This window comes from Pengzhenrongella sicca (assembly GCF_017569225.1).
GTDB classification, from domain to species: domain Bacteria; phylum Actinomycetota; class Actinomycetes; order Actinomycetales; family Cellulomonadaceae; genus Pengzhenrongella; species Pengzhenrongella sicca.
The window spans coordinates 841,935-867,144 of record NZ_CP071868.1 but is presented as its reverse complement, the minus strand read 5'-3'; the positions used below and the strand labels follow the sequence as shown (position 1 = coordinate 867,144).

26 protein-coding genes are annotated in these 25,210 nt (G+C 73.4%); 15 read left to right on the top strand and 11 right to left on the bottom strand.

Annotation, left to right across the window (positions count from 1 at the left end; genetic code table 11):
* Positions 1-5: 5 nt before the first annotated feature.
* Entirely contained in the window at positions 6-1,394 is a 1,389-nt protein-coding gene (gene xylB / locus J4E96_RS03855; RefSeq protein WP_227424472.1) for a xylulokinase, read from the bottom strand.
* 22 nt (positions 1,395-1,416) lie between these two features.
* The gene (locus tag J4E96_RS03850; protein ID WP_227424471.1) at positions 1,417-2,289 is read right to left on the bottom strand and encodes a DeoR/GlpR family DNA-binding transcription regulator; all 873 of its coding nucleotides are present in this window, start codon (positions 2,287-2,289) and stop codon (positions 1,417-1,419) included.
* A gap of 149 nt (positions 2,290-2,438) precedes the next feature.
* Here J4E96_RS03850 and J4E96_RS03845 point away from each other — a divergent pair, with 149 nt between their 5' ends.
* The 4 genes from J4E96_RS03845 (at position 2,439) to J4E96_RS03830 (ending at position 6,281) form a co-directional block, all read left to right on the top strand.
* Positions 2,439-3,809 (top strand): MFS transporter, encoded by a 1,371-nt coding sequence (locus tag J4E96_RS03845; RefSeq protein WP_227424470.1) that lies wholly within the window; start codon positions 2,439-2,441, stop codon positions 3,807-3,809.
* Positions 3,810-3,871: 62 nt separating this feature from the next.
* Entirely contained in the window at positions 3,872-5,341 is a 1,470-nt protein-coding gene (locus J4E96_RS03840; protein WP_227424469.1) for a mannitol dehydrogenase family protein, read from the top strand.
* A gap of 104 nt (positions 5,342-5,445) precedes the next feature.
* Positions 5,446-5,796, top strand: coding sequence for an ArsR/SmtB family transcription factor (locus tag J4E96_RS03835; protein ID WP_227424468.1), 351 nt, complete (start codon positions 5,446-5,448; stop codon positions 5,794-5,796).
* Positions 5,793-6,281 (top strand): SRPBCC family protein, encoded by a 489-nt coding sequence (locus J4E96_RS03830; RefSeq protein ID WP_227424467.1) that lies wholly within the window; start codon positions 5,793-5,795, stop codon positions 6,279-6,281. The genes J4E96_RS03835 and J4E96_RS03830 overlap by 4 nt, the downstream gene beginning before the upstream one ends.
* 111 nt (positions 6,282-6,392) lie before the next feature.
* On the opposite strand, the gene J4E96_RS03825 is transcribed toward J4E96_RS03830, so the two are convergent.
* Positions 6,393-6,842: a MarR family winged helix-turn-helix transcriptional regulator gene (locus tag J4E96_RS03825; RefSeq protein ID WP_227424466.1), complete on the bottom strand. Its 450-nt coding sequence runs from the start codon at positions 6,840-6,842 to the stop codon at positions 6,393-6,395.
* A 67-nt stretch (positions 6,843-6,909) separates the two neighbouring features.
* Between J4E96_RS03825 and J4E96_RS03820 the strand changes: the two genes are divergently transcribed.
* The 6 genes from J4E96_RS03820 to J4E96_RS03795 all read left to right on the top strand — a co-directional run bounded on the left by J4E96_RS03820 (position 6,910) and on the right by J4E96_RS03795 (position 13,347).
* Positions 6,910-8,175, top strand: a complete 1,266-nt coding sequence (locus J4E96_RS03820; protein ID WP_227424465.1) for a multidrug effflux MFS transporter — start codon at positions 6,910-6,912, stop codon at positions 8,173-8,175.
* A 363-nt stretch (positions 8,176-8,538) separates the two neighbouring features.
* Positions 8,539-9,294, top strand: a complete 756-nt coding sequence (locus J4E96_RS03815) for an SDR family NAD(P)-dependent oxidoreductase (protein ID WP_227424464.1) — start codon at positions 8,539-8,541, stop codon at positions 9,292-9,294.
* A 4-nt stretch (positions 9,295-9,298) separates the two neighbouring features.
* On the top strand, positions 9,299-10,015 hold the full coding sequence (locus J4E96_RS03810) for a TetR/AcrR family transcriptional regulator (protein ID WP_227424463.1): 717 nt from the start codon (positions 9,299-9,301) through the stop codon (positions 10,013-10,015).
* On the top strand, positions 10,009-10,782 hold the full coding sequence (locus J4E96_RS03805) for a hypothetical protein (protein WP_227424462.1): 774 nt from the start codon (positions 10,009-10,011) through the stop codon (positions 10,780-10,782). The genes J4E96_RS03810 and J4E96_RS03805 overlap by 7 nt, the downstream gene beginning before the upstream one ends.
* A gap of 8 nt (positions 10,783-10,790) precedes the next feature.
* Positions 10,791-12,098: an aminotransferase class III-fold pyridoxal phosphate-dependent enzyme gene (locus J4E96_RS03800; protein WP_227424461.1), complete on the top strand. Its 1,308-nt coding sequence runs from the start codon at positions 10,791-10,793 to the stop codon at positions 12,096-12,098.
* A 7-nt stretch (positions 12,099-12,105) separates the two neighbouring features.
* Positions 12,106-13,347, top strand: coding sequence for an MFS transporter (locus J4E96_RS03795; protein WP_227424460.1), 1,242 nt, complete (start codon positions 12,106-12,108; stop codon positions 13,345-13,347).
* An 8-nt stretch (positions 13,348-13,355) separates the two neighbouring features.
* Here J4E96_RS03795 and J4E96_RS03790 read toward each other — a convergent pair whose 3' ends face one another.
* Positions 13,356-14,003, bottom strand: a complete 648-nt coding sequence (locus J4E96_RS03790) for an NAD(P)-dependent oxidoreductase (RefSeq protein ID WP_227424459.1) — start codon at positions 14,001-14,003, stop codon at positions 13,356-13,358.
* Positions 14,004-14,110: 107 nt separating this feature from the next.
* Between J4E96_RS03790 and J4E96_RS03785 the strand changes: the two genes are divergently transcribed.
* Positions 14,111-14,554 (top strand): winged helix-turn-helix transcriptional regulator, encoded by a 444-nt coding sequence (locus J4E96_RS03785; RefSeq protein ID WP_319637734.1) that lies wholly within the window; start codon positions 14,111-14,113, stop codon positions 14,552-14,554.
* A 78-nt stretch (positions 14,555-14,632) separates the two neighbouring features.
* On the opposite strand, the gene J4E96_RS03780 is transcribed toward J4E96_RS03785, so the two are convergent.
* A complete protein-coding gene (locus J4E96_RS03780) occupies positions 14,633-16,180 on the bottom strand; it encodes an HNH endonuclease signature motif containing protein (RefSeq protein ID WP_227424458.1) in 1,548 nt (515 codons plus the stop codon).
* Positions 16,181-16,573: 393 nt separating this feature from the next.
* On the opposite strand from J4E96_RS03780, the gene J4E96_RS03775 reads away from it, so the two are divergent.
* The gene (locus J4E96_RS03775; RefSeq protein WP_227424457.1) at positions 16,574-17,758 is read left to right on the top strand and encodes an RNA polymerase sigma factor; all 1,185 of its coding nucleotides are present in this window, start codon (positions 16,574-16,576) and stop codon (positions 17,756-17,758) included.
* 100 nt (positions 17,759-17,858) lie between these two features.
* Complete coding sequence (locus tag J4E96_RS03770; RefSeq protein ID WP_227424456.1) at positions 17,859-18,698, top strand: glycosyltransferase family A protein; 840 nt, start codon at positions 17,859-17,861, stop codon at positions 18,696-18,698.
* 1 nt (position 18,699) lies between these two features.
* Here the strand turns inward: J4E96_RS03770 and J4E96_RS03765 are convergent, their stop codons facing one another.
* The 4 genes from J4E96_RS03765 to J4E96_RS03750 all read right to left on the bottom strand — a co-directional run bounded on the left by J4E96_RS03765 (position 18,700) and on the right by J4E96_RS03750 (position 21,057).
* On the bottom strand, positions 18,700-19,158 hold the full coding sequence (locus J4E96_RS03765) for an SRPBCC family protein (RefSeq protein ID WP_319637733.1): 459 nt from the start codon (positions 19,156-19,158) through the stop codon (positions 18,700-18,702).
* Positions 19,152-19,421, bottom strand: coding sequence for a CDGSH iron-sulfur domain-containing protein (locus J4E96_RS03760; RefSeq protein WP_227424455.1), 270 nt, complete (start codon positions 19,419-19,421; stop codon positions 19,152-19,154). Before J4E96_RS03760 ends, J4E96_RS03765 begins: the two co-directional genes overlap by 7 nt.
* Positions 19,418-20,491, bottom strand: coding sequence for an iron-containing redox enzyme family protein (locus J4E96_RS03755; protein WP_227424454.1), 1,074 nt, complete (start codon positions 20,489-20,491; stop codon positions 19,418-19,420). The genes J4E96_RS03760 and J4E96_RS03755 overlap by 4 nt, the downstream gene beginning before the upstream one ends.
* Positions 20,492-20,634: 143 nt before the next feature.
* Positions 20,635-21,057 carry an organic hydroperoxide resistance protein gene (locus J4E96_RS03750; RefSeq protein ID WP_227424453.1) on the bottom strand — a complete coding sequence of 141 codons (423 nt, stop codon included), beginning with the start codon at positions 21,055-21,057 and terminating at the stop codon, positions 20,635-20,637.
* Positions 21,058-21,171: 114 nt separating this feature from the next.
* Here J4E96_RS03750 and J4E96_RS03745 point away from each other — a divergent pair, with 114 nt between their 5' ends.
* Positions 21,172-21,855 (top strand): TetR/AcrR family transcriptional regulator, encoded by a 684-nt coding sequence (locus J4E96_RS03745; protein WP_227424452.1) that lies wholly within the window; start codon positions 21,172-21,174, stop codon positions 21,853-21,855.
* Between the two features lie 3 nt (positions 21,856-21,858).
* The gene (locus J4E96_RS03740; protein ID WP_227424451.1) at positions 21,859-23,388 is read left to right on the top strand and encodes an ATP-dependent DNA ligase; all 1,530 of its coding nucleotides are present in this window, start codon (positions 21,859-21,861) and stop codon (positions 23,386-23,388) included.
* Positions 23,389-23,407: 19 nt separating this feature from the next.
* Here J4E96_RS03740 and J4E96_RS03735 read toward each other — a convergent pair whose 3' ends face one another.
* Both J4E96_RS03735 and J4E96_RS03730 read right to left on the bottom strand, forming a co-directional pair.
* The gene (locus J4E96_RS03735; RefSeq protein ID WP_227424450.1) at positions 23,408-24,511 is read right to left on the bottom strand and encodes a M10 family metallopeptidase domain-containing protein; all 1,104 of its coding nucleotides are present in this window, start codon (positions 24,509-24,511) and stop codon (positions 23,408-23,410) included.
* Between the two features lie 95 nt (positions 24,512-24,606).
* Positions 24,607-25,164 carry a MarR family winged helix-turn-helix transcriptional regulator gene (locus J4E96_RS03730; RefSeq protein ID WP_227424449.1) on the bottom strand — a complete coding sequence of 186 codons (558 nt, stop codon included), beginning with the start codon at positions 25,162-25,164 and terminating at the stop codon, positions 24,607-24,609.
* Positions 25,165-25,210: the final 46 nt, after the last annotated feature.

Sequence of the window (25,210 nt, the reverse complement as noted above, 5' to 3'; positions counted from 1 at the left end):
GCGCGTCAAGCCCAGGGCTCGGTCTGGTCGCGCAGCTCGGCGTAGCGCTCGTAGATCTGCGGCTCGGGCGTGCTGTCAAAGGTGGTGAACGCCGCGCCCTTCCACTCGGGCGGGTTGACGTCGCCGCTGAGGGCCCAGACCGCCTGGCGCGCGGCGCCAAGCGCGACGTACTCGCCGGCCTCGGGAACGTCCACGCCGACCCCGAACACCTGGGGCGCGATCTGCCGGACCGCCGCCGACTGAGCGCCGCCGCCGATGAGCAGGATGCGGCGCGTGGGCACGCCCGTCGCGGCCTCGAGCGCGAGGACGGCGTCCTTCATTGAGCACAGCAGCCCCTCGACGAGGCCGCGCGCCAGGTCCTCGCGGCTCGTCGCCGTCGTCAGCCCGCGCATGACGCCGTTCGCGTTGGGCCGGTTCGGCGTGCGCTCGCCGTCGAGGTAGGGCAGCACGCAGACCCCGTGGGCGCCGGGCTCGGCGGACAGCGCGAGCCGGCCGAACTCCTCGTGGTCCACGCCGAGCAGGCGCGCCCCGAGCTCGAGCACGCGGGCACCGTTGAGCGTGCAGGCCAGCGGGAGATAGCGGCCGGTCGCGTCCGCGAATCCGGTGACCATCCCCGAGCCGTCATGCACGCTGCGCTCGGCGACGGCCGACGCGACGCCGGACGTCCCGATCGACAGGCACACGTCGCCCGGGCGCAGCCCGAGCCCGAGCGCGGCCGCCATGTTGTCGCCGGTGCCGGGCGCGATGGGCGCGCCGTGCACGGTCTCCCCCACGATCTCGCGCGGGCCGGCGATCCGCGGCAGGCCGACGGCGTGCCCCAGCGCGCGCCCCGCGAGGCCCGGCAGGAACGCCCGGTCCGACGTCGAGTAGTAGCCGGTGCCCGACGCGTCGCCGTGGTCGGTGGTCATCTCCTTGCAGCCGCCGAGGTGCCAGGTCAGGTAGTCGTGCGGCAGCAGGACGTGCGACGTCCGGGCCGCGTTCTCGGGCTCGTTGTCACGCAGCCAGCGCAGCTTCGAAGCGGTGAGCGAGGCGACCATGACGCTCCCGACCGTGTCGGCGCAGCGCTGCGGCCCGCCCAGCTCCTCGATCAGGTCGAGCGCCTGCGGGGCCGACGATGTGTCGTTCCACAGCATCGCCGGGCGCACGACCGCGCCGTCCGCGTCGAGCGCCACCATGCCGTGCTGCTGCCCGGCCACGGCCACGGCGGCAACCTGGGGCATGAGGTCGTCGCACGAGTCGGTCAGCGCGCTGCGCCAGGCCTGCGGCGCGACCTGGGTGCCGCCCGGGTGCGGCGCTCTGCGCAGGTCGCGGATCTGTCCGGTCTCGGCGTCGACGAGCACCGACTTGCAGGACTGGGTGGACGAGTCGATTCCAAGCACGTACTGAGGGGACATCGTTGGCTCCTGGTGGGTTCGGCTACGTCGCGGGGACGTAGTGGACGGTGAGGTCGAGGCGCTCGAGCTGGGCTCGGTGCTCGGCCGGGAGGGTCGCCTCGACGACGACGTCGTCGAACGCCGCAAGGTCGACGACGAGATAGAGGCCGTTCTTCACCTCGAACTTCGAGGAGTCGACCAGCAGGACCTTGCGCTCGGCCATCATGACGAGGGCCCGCTTCGTCAGCGCGGCCTCCGCGTCCGGGTGGTAGAGCGCGTTGTTGCGCAGCGACGTCGTGGAGAGGAAGGCGACGTCGGCGAAGACGCGCGTGATCTGGTCGACGACGACGGCGCCCAGGAACGAGTCCGTCTCGGGGTAGTACTGCCCGCCGAGGCCGACGAGCGTGATGTCCGGGTGGTCGCGGCTGAGCCGGTGCATGACGCCGAGCGAGTGCGTGATCACCGCGGAGGGCCGGCGGACGGCGATGTGGGGGCACATCGCGGCGACCGTCGTGGAGTCGTCGAAGGCGACGATGTCGCCGTCGCGCGCCAGGGCCGACGCCGCGAGCGCGAGCGCCTCCTTCTGGGCGGACCTGGTGCCGGTCCGCAGGCGAACGTCGCGCTCGGACAGGTGGCGAGGGATCGCGCGGGCCCCGCCCCGGATCCGCTCGACGAGGCCGGCACGCGCCAGCACGTCGAGGTCACGATGCACGGTCATGGCGCTCACCTGGAAGCGCTCGGCCAGCTCCTCGACCTTCGCGGTCGTGCGCTCGGCGACGTACCGCGTGAGCTCGGCGCGGCGCGCCTCGGGCGTCAACCCGTCAAGCGCGGCGAGCACAGCGGGCGCGGGTAGCACAGCGGGCGCGGCGGGCACAGCGGGCGCGGTCTGGACCTCATCGTCTTTCTCATACTTCACAGCGCAGATGATATCTCACGCGCCTTCTCCTCTCACACCTCTCACGCATGGTGTTAGAACTGCGAAGTTTGGTGTTAGTTTTGTTGAGACCGAGATCACGGGCCACGCACGGACGGCCCCGATCTGACGGACCATCGCAAGGACGCGACATGGCAGCGCTCGCAGTTCCCCAGCAGGCCCCCCGCCCCGAGCGGCTCGCCGCCGAGGGCATCCTCGACCGGCTCGGCCTACCCCGCCCACTCATCTGGGGTTTCGTCGGGCTGTGCCTGTTCATGATCGGCGACGGCGTCGAGACGAACATCCTGGCGCCGTTCCTCCAGCAGGACCACGGCTACTCGATCCCGCTCGTCGGCTCGCTCGTGACGGTCTACGGCGTCGCCGTCGCGATCGCGGCCTTTTCGTCGGCGGCCCTGTCCGACCTCTGGGGGCCGCGCCGGGTCATGATGATCGGCGCGATCATCTGGGCGTCGTTCGACGTGATCTTCCTCGTGGTCGCTCTGACGGTGGACAACGTCGCGCTCGTGTTCGTGACCTACGGGCTGCGCGGCTTCGGCTACCCCTTCTTCGCCTACGGCTTCCTGGTCTGGATCACCGCGACCGCCAACGCCAAGCGGATGGCCAGCGCGATCGGCTGGTTCTACGTCGCCTTCACGACGGGACTGCCGACCCTCGGCGCGCTGGTCGCGACGACCACGCTCGACGTGTTCTCGATGACGATGTACCAGACCCTGTGGGTCTCGCTCGGCCTGATCTGCGTCGGCGCCCTCATCGCGCTGATCGGGGTGAAGGAGAAGACGGGCCGCGCCCCGCTGGTCCAGAACACCGACAAGACGTTCGAGGTCCTCACCTACGGCCTCAAGCTGCTCGCCACGAACCCCAAGGTGGCGCTGGTGATGCTCACCCGCACCATCAACTCGGTGCCGACCTACGGCATGGCGATCTTCTTCCCCGCCCTGTTCGTCGACCACTTCCACTGGTCCATCGGCCGGTTCCTCATCCTCACCACCGTCATCTACGCCGTGAACATCCCGTTCAACCTCTTCTTCGGCTGGCTCGGCGACCGCCTCGGCTGGAGCCGGACCGTGATCTGGTTCGGCGCGGTGCTCTGCTCGGTGTCGATGCTCGGCCTGTACGTGGTGCCGGAGTACGCGATCACCCACGGGTGGGCCCTGGCGTACCCGCTCACCCTCGGCGTCGGCGCCGTGTTCGGGATCGGCCTGGCCGGCTTCGTGCCGCTGTCGGCAATCGCCGTCTCGCTCGCCCCGAACCAGCCTGGGGCCGCGATGAGCTCCTACAACCTCGGCATCGGCGCGGCCGTCTTCGCCGGCCCGCTGCTCGTCGCGCTGCTGTACGACGGCCTCGGCGCGCGCGGCCTCGTCCTCCTGTTCGCCGCGCTGTACCTCGTCGCGGCGGTCATGTCCGCCGTCCTGCGCGGCACCCAGCCCGGGTTCGACGGCGTCCCCGCCACCGACGTCGTCGACGACGCCGCGCTCGCCGACCTGAGCCACGGCACCCGCTAGCCCCGCCACCCGCTAGCGCACCGCTAGCCCGTTCGTCCCACCTGCACTTCGAAGGAGTCACCGTGAAGCTCGACAACGCCCACCTGGGGCAGATCTCCGCACCCGTCGCCACCCCCCGGTACGACCGCTCGGCGCTGACCGCCGGCATCATCCACTTCGGGATCGGCGGCTTCCACCGCGGGCACCAGGCCCGCTACCTCGACGACCTGATGAATTCCGGGCTAGCGAGCGACTGGGCCATCTGCGGCATGGGGGTGATGGCCTCGGACGCGCGCATGCGCGACGTCCTCACCGCCTCCGACGGCCTATACACGCTGGTCGCAAAGAACCCCGACGGCACGCGGGACGTGCGCGTGATCGGCTCGATCATCGACTACGTCTTCGCGCCCGACGACCCGGCCGCCGCGGTCGAGAGGCTCGCCGACCCGGCGATCCGCATCGTGTCGCTAACCATCACCGAGGGTGGCTACAACTTTCACCACGTGACCGGGGAGTTCGACCTGGGCAACGCCGCCGTCGTCGCCGACCTCGCGAACCCGACCGCGCCGAGCACCGTGTTCGGGCTCGTCTGCGCGGGCCTGCGGCTGCGCCGCGACCGCGGGATCGCCCCGTTCACGGTCATGAGCTGCGACAACATCCAGGAGAACGGGCACGTCGCCGAGCGCATGTTCACCGCCTACGCCCGTGCGCTGGACCCGGAGTTCGCCGCGTGGATGACGGCGCACGTGCCGTTCCCGAACTCGATGGTCGACCGGATCACCCCCTCGACGACCGACGCCGACCGCGCCGACGTCGCCGCGACGTATGGCATCGAGGACGGCTGGCCCGTCGTGTGCGAGGACTTCACGCAGTGGGTCCTCGAGGAGAAGTTCGCCGACGGTCGCCCGCCGTACGAGGACGCCGGGGTCCAGGTGGTCAAGGACGTCGCGCCGTACGAGCTGATGAAGCTGCGGCTGCTCAACGCGAGCCACCAGGGCCTGTGCTACTTCGGCTACCTCGCCGGGTACCGGGCCGTGCACGACGTCGCGCGCAACCCGCTGTTCGCGCGGTTCCTGCTGCGGTACATGGACGAGGAGGGGACGCCGACGCTGTCGCCGCTGCCCGGCGTCGACCTCGACGCGTACAAGCACAAGCTCATCGACCGGTTCAGCAACGAGTACGTCGCCGACACCGTCGCCCGCCTGTGCGCCGAGAGTTCCGACCGGATCCCGAAGTGGCTCATGCCCGTCGTGCGCGACAACCTCGCCTCGGGCGGGGACGTCGAGCTCTCGGCCGCGATCGTCGCGAGCTGGGCCCGCTATGCCGAGGGCGTCGACGAGCAGGGTGCGCCGATCGAGATCGACGACCGCCTCGCGGAGAGCCTGCAGGCCGTCGCGGGGCACAACCGGACGGACATCGACGCGTTCATCGCGAACCGCGACGTGTTCGGCTCGATCGTGGACGAGAACAGGTTCCGGGAGGCCTACGAGCGGACGCTCACGTCGCTGCACACCCGCGGCTCGATCGCGACCCTCGAGGCGATCCTCGCCTGAGCCCGAGCTCGGCGCCCGCGAGCGCGCAGCACGACCGCCGCCGTCGGCACGAGGGGACTGCGACCCCTTGCCGGCGGCGGCCTTCGCGCGTAACGTACAACCACATGGTTGTACATCCGGAGGAGCAGGACGCGGCGGACCGGATCTTCGCCGCCCTCGCCGATCCCACCCGGCGCGACATCGTCACGCGCGTGCTGCGCGGGGAGGCGTCGGTGTCCGAGCTCGCCCGGAACTACGACATGAGCTTTGCCGCCGTGCAGAAGCACGTCGCCGTGCTCGAGCGGGCCGAGCTCGTCATCAAGACGCGCCGCGGACGTGAACAGATCGTGTCCGGCGACGTTACGACGGTCCGCGCAGCCGCCCGGCTGCTCGGACGCTACGAGGAGATCTGGCGCGGCCGCATCGGCCGCATCGACGAGATCCTCGGCCAGCCAGCAGAAGGAGACCCCACATGACCGTCATCAGCACCACGCCCGACACCGCCGCCCTGACCTTGACCATCGTGGCCGACCTCGCGGCAGCGCCCAAGCGCGCCTGGCAGCTCTGGGAGGACCCGCGCCAGCTCGAGCGCTGGTGGGGGCCGCCGACCTGGCCGGCGACCTTCGTGCAGCACGACGTCGTCGTCGGCGGGCGGTCCGGCTACTACATGACCGGCCCCGACGGGTCGACGGGCCACGGGTGGTGGCAGTTCCTGTCCGTCGACGAGCCCCGGTCCCTCGAGTTCGAGGACGGGTTCGCCGACGACGCCGGCACTCCCGACCCGTCCATGCCCACGACCCGGTCGGTGGTCGAGCTCGAGGAGACCGCCGCAGGCACGCGGATGACCATCACGTCCCACTTTGCGACGCTCGAGCAGATGGAGCAGCTCGTCCAGATGGGCGTGGTCGAGGGACTGACCCTCGCGCTGGGTCAGATCGACGGGATCCTCGCCGGCGGTTGACGCCCCCTCCGCCCAGCTCCGCGCTTCGCCGGGTGCCCGCTCGCCCGGCGGAGCGCGCGGCGGAGCGCCCGGTGCCAGCACGCGCTCGAACAGCGGCGCTCGCGCCCCGAGTCAGGCGGTTCGGCCGGCGCGGCTGCGCGCGAGCGCCGCGAGCGTGGGCGCCGCGGCGACCAGCACGCGCCGATCGCCGTCGGGCAGCCCGTCGAGGAACTGGCCGACGAGACTCACCCACGCCCCGGTGATCGCCGCCTTCTCGGCCACCGCCCGCGGGGTGGGGACGAGCTGGTTGCTCCGGCGATCCCCGGGGTTCGGGATGCGCGCGACGAGGCCCCGCTCGACGAGCTGATGCACGGTCGTGCTCACGTTGGACGTCTGCAGCCCGAGCTCGCGGGCGACGTCGCTGACGGTCGGCCGCGAGCCGTCCACCACGAGCATGAGGACCTCGAGCTCCGACCGCGGCAGCGCGCCCATGCCGAGCGTCCGCTCGACCAACCGAGGAAGCCGCAACGCGAGGGCCTGCAGGGCGGCCGCAAGATCGGCGGAGGTCGGCTGGGGGTCCACCTGACGATGATAGCTCGATATTTAGATATAGTCTTAGACATACATCCATGACAAAAGAGAGTTCACTGTGCCCGACACCGCACCCGAGCCGCGCACCGCGCTCGAGATCCGCCGCATCTTGCTCGTCACGCTCGCCCTCCTCACCGCGCTGACCCCGCTCGCGACCGACATGTACCTGCCCGCGATGCCCGCGATGGCGGGCGAGCTCGGGGTCTCCGCGTCGGTCGTGCAGCTCACGCTGACGACCTTCCTCATCGGCCTGGCGGCGGGCCAGCTCGTCATCGGCCCGCTCTCCGACCAGTGGGGGCGGCGCCGGCTGCTCGTCGTCGGGACCGTCGTGTGCGCCGCGGCCGGCGCGGCCTGCGCGCTGGCCCCCGACGCCGCGTGGCTCGTCGGGGCGCGGTTCGTCCAGGGCTTCGCGGGGGCCGCGGGGATCGTGCTCGCTCGGGCCGTCATCTCCGACGTCGCCCGCGGGATCCGCGCCGCGCAGCTGTTCAGCGCGATGATGGTGATCCAGGGCGTCGCCCCGGTGGTCGCTCCGCTGCTCGGGGGCGCACTGGTCCCGGCGGTCGGCTGGCGCGGGGTGTACTGGGTGCTCACGGGCTTCGCCGTCGTCCTCGTGCTCGCGGTCGTCCGGGCGGTGCCCGAGACCCACCCGGTCCACCTCCGCAGCGCCGGCGGCCTCGGCGCGCTAGGGCGCGACGCCCGCCTGGTCCTGACGAACCGCAGCTTCGTGGGGTACACCCTGAGCTTCGTGTTCTGCTTCGGCACGATGTTCGCGTACATCGCGGCGTCGCCGTTCGTGCTGCAGAACATCCTGGGCCTGTCCCCCGGCCGGTACTCGGTCGCGTTCGCGGTGAATGCCGTCGGCATCATCGTCGCGAGCGTCGTGAGCGCGCGGATCGTGGCGCGCACCGGCCCGCGCCGACTCGTCGTCGTCGGCGCCGCGGTGATGCTCGGCGCGAGCCTGCTGCTCGTGGTCGGCGCCACGGCCTGGGGCCTGCCGCTGTGGCCGACGCTCGCGCTGCTCTTCCTCGCCGTCGGCTCGCTCGGCCTGGTCGCGGGGAACGCGACGACCCTGGCCCTCGGACAGGTTCCGGGGGCGTCCGGAACTGGCTCCGCGGTGCTCGGCGCCCTGCAGTTCACGCTCGCTGCGGCGGTCTCCCCGCTCGTGGGGATCGCCGGCGAGCGGAGCGCCGTCCCGATGGTGCTCGCGATGGCGGCCTGCGCAACCCTCAGCGCCGCGGCCGTCGCCCTCACCCCGGCGCGGACAGACCGCACGACGGGAGCACGCGCACAGGAACTGGAGGCAGCGGTCGGCCACGAGCGCTGAGGACGGGCGATCCGGCTCGGCGAGTGTGGGCATTCGGTCGTCGACGGCGCGAGCGTGGGCGTTCGGTCCCCTGACCCCGCTCCGCACCGGCAAGAGGCCCACACGCGCCGGCGCGAGAGCGGAACGCCCACACTCGGCAGCTCCCGGGAAAGCGGGGCGCCCTGTTCGGCGGTTACCACCGTGTAAACACTTCGGCGCGCCCCTGGCGCCCGGCGCTCCGAGGCCGCAGGCTGAGCAAGTGGGTCGGACGACCCACTTGCTTTGAGGTCGGAGCCCGCCATCAGCACGCAGCCCATCAGCACACAGCTCGCCAGCACACAGCCCGCCAGTACCGCCCCCCGCTCCGGCCGCCCGGTCGCCGTCGTGATCGGTGCGAGCTCCGGCTTCGGCGTCGAGTTCGCCCGGAGGTTCGCCGCGCGCGGGGACGACCTCGTGCTCGTCGCCCGCCGCAGCGAGCCGATGGCCGCCCTGGCCGCGGAGCTGCTCGCCAGCCACGGCGCGACCGCCCACGTCGTGCCGCTCGACCTGACCGAGCCCGACGCCCCGGCCCGGCTGCTGGCCGCCGTCGCCGAGCGCGACCTCGCCGTGCACGCGCTCGTCAACAGCGCGGGCTTCGGCAGCTTCGGGCCGTTCGCGGCGACCGACCCCGACCGCATCGCGCGCGAGATCGCGCTCAACGTCACCGCCGTCACGGTCCTGTCGCGGCTCTTCCTGCCCGCACTCCTGGCGGCGCCGGCCGGCGTGCTCCTCAACGTCGCCAGCACGGCCGCGTACCTGCCCGGCCCGAACCTGGCCGTGTACGCGGCGACCAAGGCGTACGTGCGCTCCCTGACCGAGGCGATCTGGGCCGAGACGCGCGGCACCGGCCTCACGGTGCTCGCGCTATCCCCCGGGCCGACCCAGACCGAGTTCTTCGCGGCCGCGGGCTCGGACGGGTTCAAGGTCGGCCAGATCCTCACCGTCGCCGAGGTGGTCGACGTCGCATTCCACGCGCTCGGCCGTCGCAACCCGCCGCCCTCGGTCGTCGCGGGCCCGCTCAACAAGCTGACCGCCGTCGTCGCCGGCCTCGTGCCCCGGCGCGTCTCGCTCGCCGTCGCGCGCCGACTGACGGCGCAGTGACCCCGTGACCCGCATCCCCGTCGCCGACCGTCGCCGCGCCCTGGTCGACGCCGCCATCCGCGTCGTCACGCGCGACGGCGTCGGCGGGGTGACGACGCGCGCCGTCGTCGCCGAGGCGGGGATGTCGCTCGCGAGCCTGCACTACGCGTTCGCCTCGCGGGAGGACCTGCTCGAGGCCGTCATCGCCGACGTCACCGCGCAGGAGCACCGCGCCGCCACTGAGGGCCTCCTCCCGCTCGACTCCCCCGCCGGCCCGGCGCCCGCGATCGTCGACGTCATCCGCGCGGGGCTCGACCGGTTTCTCGACCTCCTCATCGAGGACCCGCGGCGAGAGCGCGCGCTGCTCGAGCTGAGCCTGCACGCGCTGCACGCGCCCGGCCACGAGGCCACGCTCGGGGCGCAGTACGCGACCTACCGCGCGGCCGCGGAGGCGTCGCTCGCGACCGCCGCCCAGGTCAGCGGCTACCGGTGGAGGGTGCCGCTGCCGACGGCGGCCCGGCTGCTCGTGACCCTCACCGACGGGCTCACGCTCGGCTGGCTCGCGGACCGGGACACGGCGGCGGCGCGGGCGACGGTCGTGTTCGCGGCGAAGGCGCTCGCCGCGCTCGCCGGCCCCGCCGACCCCACCGACCCTCCCAGCCCCTTCGACTCCCCCGCCCCCTCCGACACCAACTCCGCCCCCACCCCCAACCCCAACAGGCAGGACGCCGCACCATGCTGACCGAGACCGAACCGCGCGCGGCGGCCTTCGTGAACCTGTACGCCGTGCTCGGCGCGCTCCCCGAGCTGTGCCGGCGCGTGCCGGCCGCGCGCGAGCTCCTCGCCCGCGACCCGCGGCCGGTGACGATCGCGTTCGTCGTGCGCGGCGGCCCGCGCGGCGTGCTGGCCTTCGGCGGCGGGAAGGTCGAGGTCGTCGCCGGCCGGTCGACCGCCACCGTGGTCATGCCGTTCGTCGGGCCGGCGGCCTTCAACAAGGTCGTGGACGGTACCGCGCAGCCGATCCCGGTCAGCGGCTTCCACCGGATCCGCTTCCTCACCGGCGTGTTCGCGCCCCTGACCGAGCTGCTCGCGCGGTACCTCAAGCCCTCCCCCGAGGACCTCGCCGACCCCGAGTTCCGCGCGACCAGCACCGCGCTGACCCTGCACGTCGCGGTCGCCGCGGTCGCGCAGCTCGCGAACGAGGACCGCAGCGGCCGGTTCAGCGCGCACCTGATCCCCGACGGCGACGTCGCGCTCGAGGTCACGGGCTCGTTCGCCTACACGCTGCGCATCGCCGACCACCGCATGACGTTCCTGCCCGAGCCCTCGCCCCGGCCCAAGGCCGCGATGACGTTCGCGGACCTCGGCGTCGCCGGCCGCCTGCTCGCCGGCGAGGCCAGCGCGATCGCGGGCATCTGCGACGGCACCATCTCGATGCGCGGCACCGTGTCCATGGTCGACAACGTCAATCGCATCCTCGACCGCGTCGGTCAGTACCTCGGAGAGTGAGCACCCCCATGAGCAGCCCCCTGACCGTCCCCGCCACCACGTTCGCCACTCCCACGATCACGACGCCGTACACCTACGCGAAGAGCCGGGCGGCGTTCGACCGCGCGTTCGCGGTCATCCCGTCGGGCATCTACGGCCACCAGGGCCCCTCCGAGGGCTGCTACATCCCGCAGACGTCCTTCCCGCTGTTCTCGGCGCGCGCCGAGGGCTCCCGCTTCTGGGACCTCGACGACAACGAGTACATCGACTACATGTGCGGGTACGGGCCCAACGTGCTCGGCTACCGGGATGCCGACGTCGAGGCCGCCGCCGCCGTGCAGCGCGCCAAGGAGGACGTGGTGACGATCCCGTCGGCGATCATGGTCGACTTCGCCGAGCTGCTCGTCGACACCGTCGCGAGCGCGGACTGGGCGTTCTTCGCCAAGAACGGGGGCGACACGACGACGCTCGCGGTGCTCACCGCGCGCGCGGCGACCCGGCGCAAGAAGATCGTGTTCTTCGACGGCTTCTATCACGGGGTCGCGCCGTGGACGCAGAAGCTCGACTACCCCGGCGTGCTCGAGGAGGACGTCGCCCACAACCTCTACGCGCCGTGGAACGACCTCGCTGCGCTCGAGCGGATGTTCGCCGAGCACCGCGGCGAGATCGCCGGGCTCATCGCGCAGCCGTACATGCACGGCAACTTCGTCGACAACGAGCTTCCCGCCGCCGGCTTCTGGCAGGGCGTGCGCAGGCTCTGCGACGACCACGGCGTCGTGCTGATCGTCGACGACGTCCGCGCCGGGTTCCGGCTCGACCTCGCCGGCTCGGACCACTACTTCGGCTTCAAGGCCGACCTGATCTGCTTCTGCAAGGCGCTCGCCAACGGCTACAACGTGTCGGCCCTGTGCGGGCGCGAGTCCCTCAAGGAGGTCGTGTCGAGCCTGTCCTACACCGGCTCGTACTGGATGAGCGCTGTGCCGTTCGCGGCCGGGATCGCGACGATCACGAAGCTGCGCGAGCTCGACGGCCCGGCGCTGTTCGACCGGCTCGGCACGGAGCTCACGACCGGGCTCGTCGCGGCGGCGGCCGACCAGGGCCTGCACCTGGTGACCTCGGGCGCGCCGGCGCTGTTCTACCTGCGCCTCGCGGACGACGACTCGCTCATGCTGCACCAGGAGTGGGTCGCCGAGTGCGTGCAGCGCGGGGTGTTCCTCACGTCGCACCACAACCACTTCCTCAACGCGTCCCTGACGCGCGCCGACATCGCCCGCACGCTCGAGGTCGCGCACGAGTCCTTCGGGATCGTGCGCGCCCGCCACCCCGAGCTCGGCTGACCGCGGCGTGGCGACCAACGACCCGCCGGCGACGGCGCGGCTCGCGATCGGCGCGACGTACGCCGCGCAGGGCTTCGGGTACGCGACGGTCGTGACGGCCCTGCCCGCCCTCAAGGACCGGCAGGGGATCGACGACACGGCGGTCTCGCTCATCGTCCTGCTGGTCTGCGTGGCCGCCGCCGCGGGGTCGGTCGTCGCGGAGCAGCTCGCCACGCGGCGTGGCAGCCGGACGGCGGTCGGGCTCGGGCTCGCGACGCAGGCGGTCGCCGTCGCATTGGTGGCGACCGGCACCGCGCCCGTCGCGTTCCTCGCCGGCTTCGCGGCGTACGGCCTGGGCCTGGGGATGGTCGACGCCGCGTCGGGCATCCAGGGTGTGCTCGCCCAGCGGGCCCTCGGCCGCCCGGTGATGAGCTCGTTCTTTGCCCTGTACACCGCGGCCGCGATCGTCGCGGCGCTGGCCATGTCGGCGCTCGCCGCCCGCCCCGGGACGGCCAACTGGGCGCTCCTGGTCGCCGGTGCCGTGCTCGCCGGCGCGAGCTGGTTCGGCCGCCGACGGCTCGTGCCGCACCAGCCCGGCGTCGTCGAGGTGTCCGGCAAGGCCGAGGTGTCCGGCAGGGCCGAGGTGTCCGGCAGGGCCGCCGTCGCGCCGGCGCGCGCGGCGCTCCCGCTGCGGGGCATCTGGCTGTTCGGGGGCGTCGTGCTCGTCGCTTTCGTCGCCGACTCGGCCGTGAGCACGTGGAGCTCGATCTACCTGGACGACTCGCTCCGGGCGTCGGCGGCGGTCGTCCCGCTCGGGTACGCCGCTTACCAGGCGGCGATCCTGGTGACCCGCATCGTCGCCGACCGGTGGGTGCACCGCTCGGGACGGGCCCGCGTGGCCGCCATCGCCGCCGCCGTCGGCGCGCTCGGCTTCGTGCCGGTCGCGCTCCTGCCCACGCCGCTCGCCGCGATCGGGGGCTTCGCGCTGGTCGGCGTGGGCGTCGGCGCGCTCGTCCCGCTCGCCTTCTCCGCCGCGGGTGAGCTCGCGCCCGACCGGGTGGACGAGGTCGTGGCCCGGGTGAACCTGTTCAACTACGCCGGGGCCGTGCTGGGCGCCGTCGTCGTCGGGCTCATCTCGAACGGCCCCGGGCTCGCGATCGCGTTCCTGCTGCCGCTCGTGCTGCTCGCGCCGGTGGCCGGCGTCGCGCGGCGGTTCGCGCCGAAGCCGGCGCCGGCGACGTCGCCCGTCGCCACCGACGCCGCCGGGTGACCGCGCGGTCAGTAGGCGACGGCGAACTGCGCGCGGTGGTGCGCGGGCCGGTCGATCTCGTCGAGGATCGCGACGGCGAAGTCCGCGCCGGACACCGCGGACTCGCCGTCGGCGTCGACGAGCACCGTGTCGGTTCCGGTGCGATACGCGCCGGTCGCCTCACCGGGCACGTGCGCGCCGTAGGTCGCGGCCGGGCTGACGAAGAACCAGTCGAGGCTCGCCGGCGCCGAGCTGATCAGCTCGTCGACCACGGTCGCCATCGTCAGCCCCTCGGCGGCGTACTCCGCCGGCATGTCGTCGCCGTACGCGATGCGCGGCGCGCCGTCGGCCGGCCGGAGCGAGCTGAAGCCGCCGACGACGCCGAACCTCGCCCCGGCGTCGGCCGCGAGCTCCCCGAGCCGGGCGTAGATGCCGGGCAGGCCGTGCTCCAGCGCGCCGCGCGGCGCGAGGGCCGCGACGACCACGTCTGCACCGGCGACGGCGCGCTCGCGCTCGGCCTCGTCGGTCATCGACCCGGTCTCGTAGCGAACGCCGGCGACTGGCGCCGCGGGCGCCGTCCGGCTGTACGACGTGACCTCGTGGCCGCGCGCCGCGGCCGCACGCACGAGGTGTGATCCGGTGTAGCCGGTGCCACCGAGAACAACGATCCGAGCCATGAGCGGTCTTCTTTCCACAGAGGATGGGTACTTCCGCTCTCACCGTACGAGAGTTACTCTCTACTGGTAAGTAGGCACTTTCTGGTAACCAGAATCGGTGGGGACGCATGGCCACGACGAGATCGTCGGACGCGGCGGGGATGACCGACCCGACGCACTCATCGCAGACCGACCCGATGCACTCGCTGGAGCCCGAGCTCAATCCCTACCTGCAGGGCTGCCCAACGCGCCGGATCCTCGACCTCATCGGCGATCGGTGGACCGTCCTCATCGTCGGCGCGCTCGCCGACGAGACCCGCCGGTTCTCGGAGCTGCTGCGCAGCGTCGACGGGATCTCGCAGAAGATGCTGACCCAGACCCTGCGCGCGATGGAGCGCGACGGGCTGCTGACCCGGACCGCCTATCTGCAGGTCCCTGTCCGCGTCGACTACCGGCTGACCGAGGCGGGCCAGTCGCTGCGCGCGCCGCTGAAGGTGCTCGAGGACTGGTCCATCGAGCACTTCGCCGACATCCGCAGGTCCCGAACCGAGTACGACTCGCTCGGCGCCTGAGCCGCTGGCGCTCGCGCACCAAGACGCCAGCGCACCAGCGCGCCAAGGCGCCCGCGCCACCTGGGCGACGCCGTCTGGCTAGAAGGGCGGCTCGCCTGCGTCCGGTTCGTGACGGGGACTCGCCACCGGGGCGCCGTCGATCGAATCGGGCGGATCGGGCGGCAACCGCGGATCATCGGTGAAGGCCGTGTTCGGTCGCCTGTACCGATGGTTCGTCGGCGTGAACCAGAACGTGTCGCCGGTGGCCGCGTCGCGGATCACGGTCCAGCCGCCGTACGTCTTGAGCCGGTGGTGGTGGCGGCACAGGGAGTGCACGTTCTCTTCTGTCGTCTGGGAGTCGCCGGGCTCGTCGTGGTCGAAGGCGACCCGGTGGTCCAGGTCGCACTTCCAGGCGGGCATCCGGCAGCCGGGGAAGGTGCAGGTCAGGTCGCGGGCCAGCACCGTCGCGGTCAGATCCGCGCCCGGGCGGTAGCCCCTCGGCCCGATCCCGGTCAGGTGCCCAGTCGCCGGATCGGTGAAGATCCGCCGCCAGGTCGCGTCGGCCGCGATCGCTCGGACCATGTCGGCGGGGATCGGGCCGTACCCGGCCAGCTCCCCCGGCACCTCGTCCAGACCGAGCAGGGTGGTCGCGGCCGCGACGACCTGCAGGTGCGGGCGCCGGCCCTGCTCCGTCGTGATCGGGGTGCCGTCGGGTGTGACCCCATGGGTGAGGACGTGCGCGCACACGTCGGTCAGTGCGTCGGCGCGACGGGCGTCGACTCCCCGGGGGTCGGCCGGGTCCGCGGACGCGGCGAGCGCGTCGATCGCGGTGAACACCGTCATCGCGGCGTCCGCGGGCAAGAACGCGGTCAGCCACGCCATCGCCCCGGCCGCGGGCGTGATGCGCACGTTCCGGTCCGCGATGTCCCGCGCGGCCCGCTCGGCGACGGCCTTCGGGTTCACCGTCAGCTCGACCCGGCGCATCTTCGCCTTCAACGCCGGCACCGTCAGGCTCGGCGCGGCATCCAGGACCGCGTCCAGGACGGTCGCCGCGGCGGCGGTGTCCAGGTGCGCGACGCCGCTCACCAGCGCCGTGGCCTTGCGGTGGTCGATCACGCCCGCGACGAGCGCCGCGTGCACCGCGGGGGCCTCGGCTAAGGCGAGGCCGAGCTCGATCTTCGCCTCGGCGACCGAACGGGTCAGGGCCATCCGCGCCGCGACCTCGTCCCCGGTGAACTCCCCCAGCCGAGCCGCCTCCCGACGTCGCGCCAGCTCGGCGAGAACCTCCGCCTGCCGGGCCGCGGCGAGCGACGTGATCCGCTCCCAGCCGGCGGCTGCCTCTATGAGCACCGCGTCGTGCGCGGCGGCCAGGTCGATGCCCTCGAGAACGCCGACCAGCGCCGCGTTCGGAGCGTGCTCATCGAGCGTCTGCGCGAACTCGAACTGGTGCGCCAGCGCGGCCAGCGTCGCTGCCCTCGCGACCTCCAAGGCCTGCGTCAGCTCGACCTGCGCCGCCTCGGCGGCGACCGTCAACCACGCCGCAGACTGCCGCGCGGCCTCGGCCCGCAGCACAGCCGCGACGACCCCCGTCAGCGACAGCCCCACCAGGCTGGCCATCGCGGCGGACAACCGCACCGCCACCGCCATACCGCCCACGATCCCGCAGGTGCCAGGGCCACCCGCTGATGCTTGTTCCGCCGACATCCGCTCACCCTCGTCCCATTCGCCTGGCCATCGCCGGGCCATCGCCATCGCCATCGCCATCGGTGGTGCCCTCTCCGGCACCTCACTCGAACATGTGTTCTACGATACGACGAGCTACTGACACCCGAACCACGCACCACAGCCCTCGCTCACCCGCGGCCTCGACTACAATGGCGTTCGCATTGCGGCCCGGTCAGGCAGACCGGGGTCTGCGACCGACACCCCAGCTCGGCAACTTCACGGTCGCCGAAGCTCCAATGGCAGCTCGGTGGCAGGCGTGTGCGTCAACCCTCCGACCACCGATGCTCGGCGCCTGCATGAGAGGGACTTCTCCGAATGAGCACGACCACGACGCTTTCAACCTCGAACTCACGCTCCGCCTCGACCCCCGCCTCGGCAGCAGACGCGACCTCCGCAGCAGACGCGACCTCCGCGGCCGACCCGGCCACCGCGACGGTCCCGGCCACCGCGACGGTCCCGGTTACCGCGACCGACGCAACCACGGCAGCAGACTCCGCCGCACCCGCCGAGGCCGTCTCGATCGGTGACGGCAGCTACTTCCTCACCTCGAGCGAGGACGACGCCCCCGCCGCCGTGATCTTCACCGCCGGCGCGACGAGCGACCCGGTCAAGGACTACCTCAAGGTCATCGGCCGGGTTCGGCTGCTGACCGCCGCGGAGGAGGTCGAGATCGCGCAGCGGATCGAGGCTGGGCTCTTCGCCGACCAGATCCTCACGGGCGCCCTGGAGTACGCCGGGCCGACCCGGCGCGAGCTGCAGGTCATCTCGGCCGACGGGCAGCGGGCGTCGACGCACCTGCTCGAGGCGAACCTGCGCCTCGTCGTGTCGATCGCCAAGAAGTACACCGGCCGCGGGATGCTCTTCCTCGACCTCATCCAGGAGGGCAACCTCGGCTTGATCCGGGCCGTCGAGAAGTTCGACTACTCCAAGGGCTTCAAGTTCTCCACGTACGCCACCTGGTGGATCCGGCAGGCGATCACGCGGGGCATGGCCGACCAGGCCCGCACCATCCGCATCCCGGTGCACATGGTCGAGGTCATCAACAAGCTGGCCCGCGCCCAGCGCCAGCTCTTCCAGTCCCTGGGCCGCGACCCCTTGCCCGAGGAGCTCGCCGCCGAGCTCGACCTGACCCCCGAGAAGGTCATCGAGGTCCAGAAGTACGGCCGCGAGCCCATCTCGCTGCAGACTCCCCTCGGCGAGGAGGGCGACAGCCAGTTCGGCGACCTCATCGAGGACTCCGAGGCCGTCGTCGCGATCGACGCGGTCAACTTCGGCCTCCTGCGCGACCAGCTCGGCCAGGTGCTCGACACCCTGTCCGAGCGCGAGGCGGGCGTGGTCTCGATGCGGTTCGGGCTGGCCGACGGCCAGCCGAAGACGCTCGACGAGATCGGCCGGGTCTACGGCGTGACGCGCGAGCGGATTCGGCAGATCGAGTCCAAGACGATGTCGAAGCTGCGCCATCCGAGCCGGTCGCAGGTCTTGCGCGACTACCTCGACTGAGCGCGCCGGCTCGACTGAACTCCCCGGGAGCGCCGCCCGGTTGCAGGTCCCCCGCCCGCACCGGACGATGAGCAGCCGCTTGCCGCTCCCTGGAGGTTCCGTGCGTCCTGCCCCCCTGCCCGCCGACCTCCCGGCACCGCTGTCCGTCTCGGTCGTGATTCCCGTCAAGGACGATGCGGTGCTCCTCGACCGGGCGCTGAGCTTCCTCGCTCGACAGGACGTGCTCGCCCTCGAGATCGTCGTCGTGGACAACGGCAGCCGGGACAACAGCGCGGAGGTGGCCCGCAGGCACGGCGCACGCGTGGTCGTCGAGCCGCGGCCGGGGATCGCCGCCGCGGCGTCGACCGGGTACGACGCCGCGCTCGGCGCCATCATCCTGCGGTGCGACGCCGACACGCTCGCCCCGCCGGACTGGCTCGGCCGGGTCCGGGCGCAGTTCGCCGCCGACGACGACCTCGACGCGCTGACGGGAGGCGGCACCTTCTACGACGTCGCGACGTGGCGGGCCGCCGTCGTCGGCCGCCTCTATCTGCGCTCGTACTACGTCGCGGCGCACGCGGCACTCGCCCACCCGACGCTCTGGGGCTCGAACATGGCGATCCGGGCGACCTCGTGGCACGGCGTCTCCGACACCGTGCACCGCGGGGACGCGCACCTGCACGACGACTTCGACCTCGCGTTCACGCTCGGGCCGACGTCGAGGATCCGCTACGACCCGACGCTCACGGTCGAGGTGTCCGGCCGCTCCTTGCAGGGCGGTCCCGCAGGGCGGGTCCGGTGGGCCCGGGCGTTCCACACGCTCGCCGTCAACTGGGCGGTGATGTCTCCCTCGCGGCGGTGGGCGACCCGCCTGGCGCTCACCCGACCGCCCGCCGCCGCTGACGGCCGGCGCCCGAGGCGACGGATCGCCGCCCGCGAGCGTGAGCTCCAGGCCCGCTGAGCTACGAGCGGTCACCACCCGGCGTCGGCCGACGCTCGGCGAGCATCGCCAGGCGCCGCAGCGTCTCGGTGTTGCGGGGCGCGAGCAGCGCGGCGCGCAGCGGCCTCGGCACGAGGGTGCCCGGACCGCGCACGGCGTCCTCCGAGATCCGCACCCGAGCGCCGCCACCCGCTCGCGCCGCGACGTCGATCCGCACTCGGGCCTCCCCGGCGGGCCACGCACGCGCCTGGAGCTCGATCCCGGCGGAGGGGTCCCACCGGCGCACGGTCGTCACGTCGTCGAGCACCGCGGGCCAGCAGCCGACGGAGTGCGCGATCCGCGACCCGGGAGCCGGCCAGCTCCGGTCCACGCCGCGCAGGCGGGAGGCGCCCACGACCCACGTCGCGTAGGTCCAGCCGTCCGCCAGGACCTCCAGCACCGCGTCCGGCGCGCAGTCCAGGTCGCGCGTGACGGTCAGCACGACGGCGCCGCGGCCTCGCGGGCCGCTGGCGCCCCGGTGGCCGAAGCCCCCGCGCTCGCCCCAGTGGTGAAGCCGGTGAACTTGTGGCTGCCGTCGCAGAAGGGCGCGATCGCCGACGCACCGCACCGGCAGAGCGCGACGGTCGCGCGGCGGCGCGGGATCGGCACCCCGGCCGCATCGACGAGGAGGGCGTCGCCGCGGACCAGCAGCGGCCCGTCCGGGCACGCCACGATCGTCACGGGCCGGCCGGTGACGCCACTCACCGGGCGCCCGCCAGCTCGCCGGCGCGCTCGACCCGGTGCTCCGGCAGGGGCCGCAGCGAGGACTCGCCCGCCGTCCACGCGGTCATCAGGTGCCGGGCGACGGCGTCGTCGAGCGCGAGGCACGTCGCGGCGCCGAAGAAGATGTCCTCGAGCAGGTCCGGCTCGTCCTCGGCCAGCGCGCCCGCGAGGTCACGGCCCGCGATCTGCTCGTGCACGGCGTCGGCCTCGACGTGCTCGTCGAAGTACGCGGTCGTGCCCGCGTCGTGCCCCAGGCGACGGAGGCCGTTGCCGTAGAGCCGGTTCGGGTGCGAGGACGTCATCTCGAACGCGGCGAGGTGACCGGCGACGGCGCCGCGCAGCCGCCGGTGCAGCCCGAACAGCGACATCGCGTTGAGCGAGGCCAGCGTGATCGCGGGCAGCCGCTCGATGTAGTGGCCGTACGCGTCGTCCAGCCCGACGCCGCGCATGGTCTGCGCGAACAGCGCCGCGTGCATGCGCTCGGGGTCGCCGCCGCCGTACTCGTCGGCCTGGATCTCCACCAGCGCGGCCTTCGGCCGGCCGGCGAGACGCGGGATCGCCCACGTGTGCGGGTCCGCCTCCTTGAGCTGATAGATCGACCGGTGGATCAACAGCTCGTCGAGCTGGATCGCCGTCGCCTTCTTGGCGACGTACCGCGCGAGGCCAGGGCCGCCGTCGGCCCCCGTCAGGGCGAAGAGCGCGGCGGCGACGGCGCTCGCGTCCGGCGCCACGGGCTCGGTCGGGCGCGCCTGCCGGCGTAGGGCCGCCTCGAACGCGACCTCGAGGTGCCCGCGCAGCGCGAGCACCTCGGGCGACCACTCCCAGTCGTCGTCGACGTCCTCGAACCCGCGATAGTGCAGCTCGTACAGGCAGAACAGGGTGAGCTGGAGGTCGTCGTTGGTCAGCAGGTCCACGGTCGCCCGGACCGCCTCCTCGACGAGGTCGACCAGGTCCCGGAGGTCCCGCGCGGCGGGGAACCCCGCGCGCGGGGGCGCGGTCATGAGCGAGAGAACGGCGGCGCTGACGGGTCCGCGGGGAAGGGGTCGAAGCATGCGCCAAGACTCGCACCGCACCCCGGCATCCGCACCCGGAGCCCGCCGCCCGAACCGCCCACCCCGTACCCGCCGAGTGCGACCTCGTCGCGGGCGGGGCGGGTGGAGGGGCGGGCCGGGGCGGGGGCAGGGCTGGACTCGGGTCAGCCGACGACGGTCTCCAGCACGACCGGGACGTTGCCACGGGTCGCGTTGGAGTACGGGCACACGCCGTGCGCGGCCTCGACGAGACGGTCGGCCGCGGCCTGGTCGATGCCGCCGAGCTCGACGCGCAGCGTCACCTCGAGCGCGAAGCCACCCTCGCCATTCGGGCCGATGCCGACCTCGGCCGTGACGGCGGAGTCCGTGAACGACACCCCGGCGCTCCGCGCCACCATCTTGAGCGCGCTGTGGAAGCACGCGGCGTACCCGGCGGCGAAGAGCTGCTCCGGGTTGGTGGCCCCACCCGCGCCGCCCATCTCCTTCGGCACCGCCAGGTCGAGGTCGACGAGGCCGTCCGAGGACCGGGTGTGGCCGTCGCGGCCCTCGCCGGTTGCGGTTGCGACAGCGGTGTAGACAGCAGACACAGGAGCCTCCAGGAGCAGGGATGAGAATGGTAGATAGAACGGTCGTTCTACCATGGTCCAGTGGACACGCCGCGGCGCAGGACGTCAAGTCGAGTCGCGGCTACCGTTCATCACATGACCCCGCCCGCGACGACGACGCGCACCCCGCCGACGGCGACCACGGCACCACCCGCGCGCCCCGCACCCGCGCGCCCCTCACCGGCCCGGGACCGCCTGCTCCGGGCCGCGTCGGCGCTGTTCTACGCCGAGGGCCTGCGCGGGGTCGGCGTCGACCGGGTGATCGCCCAGGCCTCGGTCACGCGCGCGACGTTCTACCGCCACTTCCCGTCCAAGGAGGCCCTCGTCGTGGCCTACCTCGACGGCGTCGACCGCACGACCCGCGAGCGCGCGGGCGGGCTTCCCGCGGATCCGGCCGACGCCGTCGGCGCGGCTCGCTGGCTGACCCACCTGACCGCGCAGCTCGCGGACCAGCTGTGCGCACCGGGCTTTCGCGGCTGCGCCTTCATCAACGCTGCCGCCGAGTACCCCGACCCGACCAGCGGCGTCCGCACCGCGATCCTGGCCCACCGCGAGTGGCTGGAGGTCTCGGTGACGCAAGCGCTGAGCCGCGCGGGCCACCCCGACCCCGCCGACGCCTGCCGCCGCTGGACCGCGCTGCGCGACGGCGCGATGGTCGCCGCCTACCTCGGCGACCCGGCCGCGGCGCGCACGACCCTCATCGGCGCGGTGCAGGACCTCCTGACGCGCCCACCCGGACGGTCGGCGCCGTGGTGGGACCCCGGACCCACAGGCGCCTGACCCGTGCTCGCCGACCTCGCCGCCACCTCGGCCGCGCTCGCCGCGACGCGCTCGCGCCTCGCGAAGCGCGCGCTGCTGGTCGAGCTGCTACGCCGGACTGCGCCCGCAGAGGTGCCGGTCGTCGCCCGCTACCTCGCCGGCGAGCTGCGCCAGCGCCGGACCGGGCTCGGCTGGCGCTCGCTCGCCGCGCTGCCCGCACCCGCCGCCGAGCCGACCCTCGAGGTGCTCGCGGTCGACGCCGCGTTCGAGCGGATGGCGCAGCTCGCGGGCCCCGGCTCGGCCGCCGCCCGGTCCGCGCTCGCCGCGGAGCTGTTCGCGGCGGCGACCGCGCCCGAGCAGCAGCTGCTGCGCGGCCTCGTCACCGGCGAGCTGCGCCAGGGGTCCCTCGACGCGCTGCTGCTGGACGCGGTCGCGGAGGCGGCCGGGGTCCCCGCCGACGCCGTCCGCCGCGCCGCGATGCTCACGGGGTCCACCGAGACCGTCGCCGCCGCCGCGCTCGCGGCGGGCACGCCCGACCGGGCGCTCGCGGCGCTGGGCGCGTTCACCCTGACCGTCGGCCGGCCCGTCCGCCCGATGCTGGCCGCCGCGGCGCCGGACGTGGCGACCGCCGTCGGCGGCTTCGGGGGCCGGCCGGTCGTCGTCGACGCCAAGCTGGACGGGATCCGGATCCAGGTGCACCGCGACGGGTCCGACGTGCGCGTGTTCACCCGGAGCCTCGACGACATCACGGCGCGTGTGCCCGAGATCGTCGCCGTCGCCCTGGCCCTGCCGGTGCGTTCGGTCGTGCTCGACGGCGAGGCGCTCGCCCTCGACGCGGCGGGCCGCCCCCGGCCGTTCCAGGAGACGGCCGCGCGGAGCGCCACCAGCGACGCGGGGCTGGCCGCCGGCACCGCTCTCAGCCCGTTCTTCTTCGACGTGCTGCACCTCGACGGCCGCGACCTCATGACGGCACCCCTGGTCGAGCGGCTCGCGGCGCTCGACGCCGTCGCGGGCGGGCACGTGGTCGAGCGGGTCCACGCCGTCGACGACGCCGCGGCTCAGGCGGCGTTCACCCGCTGGGTCGCCGCCGGCCAGGAGGGCGTGATCGTCAAGGACGCCGGTGCGCCGTACGAGGCAGGCAGGCGCGGCGGCGCCTGGGTCAAGGTCAAGCCGCGGCACACGCTCGACCTCGTCGTGCTCGCCGTCGAGCGCGGCTCCGGGCGGCGGGTCGGGCTGCTGTCGAACATCCACCTCGGCGCCCGCGACGCGGCGGGCGGCGGGTTCGTGATGCTCGGCAAGACGTTCAAGGGCATGACGGACGAGATGCTCGCGTGGCAGACGCAGCGGTTCGGCGAGCTTGCTACGGACGACGACGGCTGGACCGTCCGGCTGCGCCCCGAGCAGGTGGTGGAGGTCGCGTTCGACGGCGTCCAGCGCTCGAGCCGGTACCCCGGCGGCCTGGCGCTGCGGTTCGCGCGCGTGCTGCGCTACCGCGACGACAAGAGCGCCGCCGAGGCGGACACGATCGAGAGCGTCCGCGCCCTGGCCGGCTAAGCGCCGGCCGCTCGCGTCGTCAGACGCCCGGGGCGCACTCGGCGGCGCCCACCTGGGCGAGGCCCGCCAGGTCCCCGCCCTGGTACGTCGTGACGGCGCCGGTCGTGGGGTTCATCAGCTGGGTCGGGTCCTCGATGTGCCCGAGCCCGACGAGGTGCCCGAGCTCGTGCCGCAGCACCGGCGGGTACGCGGGCCCGCCCTCGGGGTCGCTCTCGCCGAGGATCGCCGCGTCCAGGTAGACGTCGCCCGTGACCGCGGTGCTCAGGCCCGTCGCCGGGTCGCTGACGCTGACGTACCCGCCGACGCCGGCGACGTCCCCGGCGAGCGTAGGCAGCGCCTGCTCGGTGCTGACGGCGATCAGCACCGGCGCCCAGCGATCGCCATACCGGTCCGGCTGGAAGTACGTGCGCGGCGCGGCCGGCGGCTCGTCCGTGACGCCGTCGGCGATGAACGTCAGCCCGGTCGCGGCCGACAGGTCGGACATCGCGAGGACGACCTGGTCCGCGAAGTCCTCCGGGGCGCCCGCGGGGTTGACGACGTAGTGCACGGGGCGGCAGGGCGACCAACCCACGGGGACTGTGCGCCCGTCCGCCGTCACCTGCGTCGCTGTGAACGTGAACTGGCTGCTCGGCGCCGCGATCACCGGGGCGGGCGCCAGCCGGGCGGCCTGCTCCTCGACCCCGGGCGGGGGAGACGTCCGATCGGCCAGGTCGGCCAGGGTCTCGGCCGGCAGGTGGTCCGCGAGGTCCGCGCTCGTCGGCACGGCGGCGAGGATCGTCTCGAACCAGTGCGGGTTCCGCTCGTACGCGTTCGCCCCGAGGCCGGCGACGGCCACGAGCACCACGAACGCGACGAGGAACGGCTGCAGGCGCTGGCGCCGGGGCGAGAGCCCCCGGGCCGACGACGGCGCCTGGGCGGCCGGGTACTGCCGCGGCCCGCGGGACGAGCCCCGGGTGCGCAGCCGCCGCCGCCCGGCCGAGCGCCGCCGTCGAGCCGGGCGCGAGCTGAGGTTCGACTCCCGCCACTCGGTCACCGGCGTCGGCCGCCCGGCCCGCTCGTCGCGCACCCACCGGGGCACGCGCCCGCTGGCCGATCGCGGGGCGTCGTCCGGGGGAAGGGTCACCCCTGCGATATCGGCAGCGGGGCGAGCCGACATGAGACATCGTGCTCACGATCACGATCGACACGACCCTCGCGAGCGTGCAGGCCCGCCACGTCCTACAGGCGGTCGCCCCGCTGCGGCGCGGTCGAGCCACCGGCGGCGCCGAAGGCCCGCATCCGCTGTGCGGCGGACCGCAGGTACCGCGCGATGACCTCCTGCTCCTCGGGGCTGAAGTCCTCGGCGAGCGCGTCGAGCGCGGCAAAGAGCGGACCGAGCTCGCCGAGGATGTCCGCCACCGCCGACTCGGTCGGCTCGAGACCGACCCGGCGCCGGTCGCGGTCGTTGCGGCGTCGACGCAGGTGGCCGGCGCGCTCGAGCCGGTCCACGAGCTCCGTGCCGGATCCGGTCGAGATGCCCAGCCTCGCGCTGAGCTCGGCCGGGCCGAGCGTCGCCGGCGCGCCCATGAGGTGTCCCATCGCGGTGTAGTCGAGGGCCCGCAGGTCCAGCCGGCCGGCGAGCTCGTGGTCGACGTCGGCCGCGGCGCGGTTCACCTCGCGCAGGGCCCACGACACCTCCGGTGCCCGCAGCCGCGAGCGCTCGAGCGCTTCCGTCGCGTCCCCGAGCGCCTCGCCGTCACGCTCCCCGGGTCGCCCCTCTTGCCATCGCTCCGTCACGGAGCAACACTATCTCCTAATTCGCTCCGTAACGGAGAGACTCGGC